The 6,424-nt window shown below is 33.7% G+C and carries 8 protein-coding genes and 1 pseudogene; all 9 read left to right on the top strand.

Going from position 1 to position 6,424, the window contains the following annotated elements:
* A pseudogene (locus tag J6V67_RS06335) lies at positions 1–716 on the top strand (hypothetical protein); the annotation flags it as partial.
* Positions 717–828: 112 nt separating this feature from the next.
* The gene (locus J6V67_RS06330; RefSeq protein ID WP_291860353.1) at positions 829–1,518 is read left to right on the top strand and encodes a Bax inhibitor-1/YccA family protein; all 690 of its coding nucleotides are present in this window, start codon (positions 829–831) and stop codon (positions 1,516–1,518) included.
* Positions 1,519–1,605: 87 nt separating this feature from the next.
* Positions 1,606–1,941, top strand: a complete 336-nt coding sequence (gene secG / locus J6V67_RS06325; protein ID WP_291860351.1) for a preprotein translocase subunit SecG — start codon at positions 1,606–1,608, stop codon at positions 1,939–1,941.
* 10 nt (positions 1,942–1,951) lie between these two features.
* Complete coding sequence (frr, locus tag J6V67_RS06320) at positions 1,952–2,509, top strand: ribosome recycling factor (protein ID WP_086247814.1); 558 nt, start codon at positions 1,952–1,954, stop codon at positions 2,507–2,509.
* 2 nt (positions 2,510–2,511) lie between these two features.
* The gene (gene pyrE, locus J6V67_RS06315) at positions 2,512–3,123 is read left to right on the top strand and encodes an orotate phosphoribosyltransferase (RefSeq protein ID WP_291860346.1); all 612 of its coding nucleotides are present in this window, start codon (positions 2,512–2,514) and stop codon (positions 3,121–3,123) included.
* Positions 3,120–3,530, top strand: coding sequence for an RDD family protein (locus J6V67_RS06310; RefSeq protein WP_291860342.1), 411 nt, complete (start codon positions 3,120–3,122; stop codon positions 3,528–3,530). Before pyrE ends, J6V67_RS06310 begins: the two co-directional genes overlap by 4 nt.
* A 68-nt stretch (positions 3,531–3,598) precedes the next feature.
* A complete protein-coding gene (gene tpx / locus J6V67_RS06305) occupies positions 3,599–4,126 on the top strand; it encodes a thiol peroxidase (protein WP_291860339.1) in 528 nt (175 codons plus the stop codon).
* Between the two features lie 18 nt (positions 4,127–4,144).
* Positions 4,145–5,053 carry an EamA family transporter gene (locus tag J6V67_RS06300; protein ID WP_291860336.1) on the top strand — a complete coding sequence of 303 codons (909 nt, stop codon included), beginning with the start codon at positions 4,145–4,147 and terminating at the stop codon, positions 5,051–5,053.
* Positions 5,037–6,218, top strand: a complete 1,182-nt coding sequence (locus tag J6V67_RS06295) for a replication-associated recombination protein A (RefSeq protein ID WP_291860333.1) — start codon at positions 5,037–5,039, stop codon at positions 6,216–6,218. Before J6V67_RS06300 ends, J6V67_RS06295 begins: the two co-directional genes overlap by 17 nt.
* The last annotated feature ends 206 nt before the right edge of the window (positions 6,219–6,424 follow it).

Raw genomic sequence — 6,424 nt, 5'->3', positions numbered from 1 at the left:
TTAATGATGAAAATTTGAACAATACTGAGTTTTATGTAAATTCGCATTTGGAAAAGCCTAATAAAGTTATTTTACCATACTTCGACCTTATCGCCTTCTTTTTATGCAAACCAAACCCAAAAATGAAGCTGTTTGATCTAAGTGTTATTCCGTCTGATAGAGATATCGAAATTGATCCAGAGCTAGATTACTCTTATCTGATTCCAAATATCGTATTTTTTAAAGATTCGATGGAATTTATAGATGAGTATATCAGTCATCTCTATCCAAATATTGTAAAGCATATGCACAGCGCTCTTGTGCCTGATGTTTTGAAGCGAACAAATGCCGAACTTGTGGCGCCATTTAAGCAAGAGGTCGAGTTATTAAAAGAGAAAATTCAAGCCTTAGAGGCAAAAAATTCCACTCCAGCTCAACCACCAAAACCAGCCACACCACAACCAACTCCACAAGAGATAGAGATAAAATCTTTAAAAGAAAAATTAGCTCAAAAAGAACAAGAACTCATAGATATGAAAGATAAATTTGATAAACAAAATACAAATATATCTGTTTTAGAAACTAACTACCAAAAAGCCCTAAACATGAAAAACCATCTAAGCTATAAACTAGGTCAGGCTCTAATAAAAGCAAATAAAAACTGGTATAAAGGTGGATATGTTAAATTTATATTTGAGGTTATGAGAATTAAAAAAGAGCATAAAAATAGAGGATAAATTTAATTTCTAGCTAAATGATAAAGATTATATAACTCTATAATTATTTAATCTTTATCAGATATTAAATTTATTTTGCTAGACTTACACCAAAATTTAAATTGGAGGCAAAATGAGTCTATATAATAGAAATCTTTCATCTAGGCAGAGTGAATTTAGTCACGAAGCGCAAGTAGAGCGCTCTTTTAGTGCTAGAGCAACTTTTGTTAAGCAGACCTATCAGCTACTAAGTGCATCGCTACTAGCTGCGACTGTGGGAGCATATATTGGTGTTGATTATGTAAAAAGCTTTAGCTGGATGCTTTTAATACTCGAGCTTGGAATGCTTTTTGGGCTATTTTTTACACGCAAAAATCCAACTTTAGCACTAGTATTACTATTTGGTTTTACATTTGTAAGTGGCCTAACTCTTGGTCCAGTGCTTAATACTTATATAGGTGCTGGAATGGGGCATATAATCACTCAGGCATTTTTGATGACTACTGTGGCTTTTGGAGGGCTTACAATTTTTGCATTTAACACTAAGCGTGATTTTTCATCAATGGGTAAAATGCTATTTATAACTTTAATTGTAATTGTGGTAGCTGGACTTTTAAATTTATTCTTTCAAAGTGCGATTTTAGCTACTATTATCTCAGCTGTTGGAGCGATATTATTTAGCGCATATATTTTATATGATACTCAAATGATTTTGCGCGGTGGATATGATAGCCCAGTACTTGCCGCAGTTTCATTGTATCTTGATATTTTAAATTTATTTATTTCACTTCTTAATCTTTTAGGAATCTTTAATAAAGAATAGTTACAAGCCACTCGTGTGGTGGCTTAACTAAATTTTCAACTTTTTTTGCTATAATCACGAGCTAATTACACTAATCAAAGGATACTCGTGAGTTCAGTTCTTCTTATTATACAAGTTTTGCTAGCAGTAATTTTGACTATTGTCATATTATTGCAAAAGAGTGCTTCTATGGGTCTTGGAGCTTATAGCGGCAGCAATGAAAGTCTATTTGGAGCTAAAGGCCCAGCTGGATTTTTAGCTAAATTTACATTTTTTATGGGCTTTTTGTTTGTTATTAATACACTTGCTCTTGGCTATACATATAATCAATCTCTACGTGACTCGGTAGTAGATAGTGCCAAATTTGATTCAATCAAAATGCCACAAGTACCAAGCGTAGCTCCAGCAGCGCCAATAACTGAGAATAATACAACAGCCAACTAAAAGGATATATATGCTAAATGAAATTTACAATAATCAAAAAGTACACAATGATAAGGCTCTAGAGGCTCTAAAGCGTGATTTTACTACTTTGCGAACTGGCAAGGTAAGTATTAATATTTTAGATCATGTACATGTAGACTATTATGGAAGTTCTACTCCGCTAAATCAAGTAGCTACAGTTTTAGCTACTGATGCAAGTACAATTACTATAACTCCATGGGAAAAGCCTATGCTAAAAACAATAGCTACGGCAATTCAAGCTGCAAATATTGGCGTTAATCCAAATAATGACGGAGAGAGCGTAAAGCTATTTTTCCCACCTATGACAACTGAAGATCGTCAAAAAAATGCCAAAGAGGCTAAAGCGATGGGCGAAAAAGCCAAAGTAGCCATTAGAAATATCCGCAAAGATGCTAATGATGATATTAAGAAAATAGAAAAAGACAAAACTTTAAGCGAAGATGAGATTAAAAAAGGCTATGATGAAGTACAAAAAATTACTGATAACTATATAGCTAAAGTTGATCAAATTGTAAAAGATAAAGAAGCTGAGCTTTTAAAGGTTTAATTATGAATTTAGAATCAATTTATAAAGATGCTGGAGCATATTTAGAGGGACATTTTTTACTAAGTAGTGGTAATCACTCACAGTTTTATTTACAAAGCGCAAAAGTTTTAGAAGATCCAATTTTGACAGGTGTTTTATGCGATAAATTATTTAGTAAGATTGTTGAAGCTGGGGTTGAATTTGATAGTGTTTGCTCGCCTGCGCTTGGTGGAATTTTAGCTGGATATGAGCTAGCTCGTGCTGGTAAAAAAAGATTTATATTTACTGAAAGAGTTGATTCTGTGATGAGTCTTAGGCGTGGTTTTAGCGTAAAAGAGGGCGAAAGATTTATAATATGTGAAGATATAATTACTACTGGAGGCTCAGCCTTAGAAAGTGCTAAGATTATCGAGAGCCTAGGTGGCGTAGTAGTGGGATTTGCTGCACTTGCAAATCGTGGATTTTGTCCTGTTAGTGGGCTAGATAATGCTAGAAAAGATAGCTGTAAACTTCCATTAGATAAGCCACTTTTTGCTCTTGGTAATTTTGAGTTTGAAATTTATCCACCTGAGTCTTGCCCGCTTTGCAAAGATGGTTCAAAAGCTATTAAGCCAGGTAGCCGTGGAAATGCATGAGTAAGGCTATAGCTGCAAATATTTTTAGCAGGGTAAAGGCATTTATTATGGATATGTTTTTTATCGCTGCTCCGCTTTTGTATATAATGACATATGTCATATTAAGCGGTAAAGATGAATTCCAAAGCAATCAGCTAGCTATATTTTTAGTTTGGCTGATTTTTGGTATTATTCAGTCTATATTTTTTGCTTTTAAGGCACAAAGCCCAGGATATAGAGCTCAAGGTATTTATATAGTAGGGCTAAATGGCAAAAAGGCTAGTTTGCTTATCTATTTACTTCGATATTTTTTCTTTATTACTACTTTTATTATTGGTGGATCATTTTTTTGCTTCTTTAGAAGAGATAAAAGGAATTTACACGACTTGCTAGCTGGGACTATTGTCGTACAAAAAAGCCAAATTTAGATATTAAGAGTTTATTTATCTTAATTTTGATATTATTGCGTTTACAAAATTTAATTAAGGATTATAATATGTCAGTAACTTTTAAAGGGACAGCAGTAGAATTAGAAGGAAATGGTGTAAATGTAGGTCAAATCGCTCCAGCAGTTGAGCTTGTAGCTAAGGATCTATCTACAATTAGTGTTGGCGGTGCAAGCGGCAAATATCAAGTATTAATAGTAGTTCCGAGTCTAGATACAGGCGTATGTGCTACAGAGGCTAGAACATTTAATCAAAAAGTAGCTAGCAAAAGTAATGTAGAAGCTACAGTTATCTCACTGGATCTTCCATTTGCTATGGGTAGATTTTGCTCAATAGAAGGCATAGAAAATCTAAGAGTAGCTAGCGACTTTAGAGGTGCTAAATTTGGTAAAGAATATGGCGTATTACTAGCTAGTAGTCCACTTGCTGGCTTGCTAACTCGTGCTATTTTTGTACTAGATCCAAATGGAGTTGTAGTATATAAAGAATTAGTTAGCGAAATTACAACTGAGCCAAATTATGATGCAGCACTAAAAGCTATCAGCGGTGGCGGCTGCGGATGTGGCTGCTCTCACTAAGAGCTAAATTTAAGCGTGATGAGAAATAAAAGCTATATATTTGGTATTTTTATCACGCTTATTGGTGGAATTTTATGGGGTTTTAGTGGGGCTTGTGGAGCCTATCTTTTTAAATTCCACCAAGTTGGTTCTGATTGGCTAGTCCCTTATAGATTGCTTTTATCTGGTATTTTGCTTTTAATATTTTGTTTATTTAAAAATCCAAGAACAATATTTAACCCGCTTAAAAACATTTATAATTATCCAAGACTTATATTTTTTGCGCTTATTGGCTTGATGATGACACAATATAGTTATTTTTATGCTATTGAGCTATCTAATCCTGCAGTTGCTACAGTTTTGCAATATACAGCACCGGTTTTTATTCTAGGAGTTGCGTGCTTTTATACTAAGAGATTGCCAAGTAAAATTGAATTATATGCTCTTATTTTAGCAATAATTGGCGTATTTTTGCTAGCTACTCATGGCAAAATTGATGCTTTAGCACTCCCTTTAAAAGCTTTAATATTTTGTCTTATTAGTGCTCTTTGTGTTGTAGTATATAATTTTGCACCGCAAAAACTAGCTAAGATATGTGGGATTGAGCTTGTGCTTGGATGGGGACTCATTATTGGCGGGGTTGTTTTAGCTTTGTATATGCAGGTTTGGAATCTTGATGGAGTAAGCAGATTAAGTGGATATTTAGCATTAGGCGGTGTTGTGATATTTGGTACAGTATTTGCCTTTAGCTTTTATCTATGGGGAGTAGAGCTAATTGGAGCGCCAAGGGCTAGTATGATAGCTTCAATAGAGCCTGTATCTGCGGCTATGTTTAGCTATTTATGGCTGGGTGTAGAGTTTGTGATTTATGATTTTATCGGGTTTATAGCAATTATGTTATGTGTATTAATCTTATCAAAAGAAAAAAAAGATGAATTTAAGTGTTAAGTTTAGACCAAATAAGATAGACCAAATGGTAGGCCATGATGATATTAGAGATATTTTTATTAAATTTATAGAGAATAAAAATATCCCACATAGTCTATTTTTTGGCAGCGCAGGAAGCGGTAAAACTACGATGGCTAAGATTATTGCTAAGCAGATGGAGTATGAATTTTTCGAACTTGATGGGGCGAATTTAAAAAGTGAAGATATCAGAAAAATTATAACCAAATTTGAAGGTTCATTTTATTTGCCACTTATATTTATAGATGAGTTTCATCGCCTAAGCAAAACCCAACAAGAGACACTTTTAATCCCTATGGAGGAGAAAAAATGTATAATCATAGGTGCTACTACAGAAAATCCTAAATTTACAGTAAGTAGTGGTATTCGCTCAAGAATGATGATATTTGAGTTTAAGCCACTATCTTATGATGATTTAGAAAAACTCTTAATCGATATTCAAAAAAGTATATATTTTCAAATCAATCAAGAGGCCAAAGAGTATCTAATTAGCTCAAGCTCGGGTGATGCTAGAAGTATGCTAAATTTGCTTGAATATGCGTTAAATATAGATAAAAATATAAGCCTAAAAACTTTAAAAACCCTTAGATGTTCTAGCTTTAGTGAAGGGAGCAGTAGTAAAGATACCCATTATAACCTTATAAGTGCTATGATAAAAAGCCTGCGTGGCAGCGATGTAGATGCAGCGATATACTATCTTGCAAGGCTAATAGCAGCTGGAGAGGAGCCAGAGTTTTTAGCACGCAGAATGGTGATATTTGCTAGCGAAGATATAGGCAATGCCAATCCAAATGCTCTAAATATAGCTACAAATACTATGCTAGCAGTATCTAAGATTGGCTATCCTGAGGCTAGAATTATACTATCTCAGTGTGCTGTATATTTGGCTAATTCACCAAAATCTAATTCAAGCTATAAGGCTATAAATTTAGCTCTAGATTATATAGCTAAGAATCCAGCTTTACCAGTGCCATCGTATCTTATTAATACAGACCCAGCCAAAAAAGATTATCTATATCCGCACGATTTTGGTGGCTGGGTAGAGCAAAAATATATGCAAAAAGATATTAAATTCTATCATGGCAATGGAATTGGATTTGAACAGACTTTAGACGATTGGCTGTCTAAAATTAAATCTAAAAGTTAAATCAAATTTAAGATTAATCAGATTTCTATAATCTTAATTTAAGTTTTGCTTATGATTAAATTTGCTAAAATTAGCAGTTTGTAAAATAAATTTATATAAATGAAGAGAGGGGTAGAGGTGAACCGAGATGTCTTTTATATCGCTGGATTTGATCCTAGAAGTCCAAAATACTACTACTCCATTTTTAAAAACAACATCAATAAAAC

Source organism: Campylobacter sp. (genome assembly GCF_017646085.1).
Taxonomy (GTDB): Bacteria; Campylobacterota; Campylobacteria; order Campylobacterales; family Campylobacteraceae; genus Campylobacter.
The sequence above is the reverse complement of the archived record's forward strand: the minus strand, read 5'-3'. Positions and strand labels throughout refer to the sequence as shown.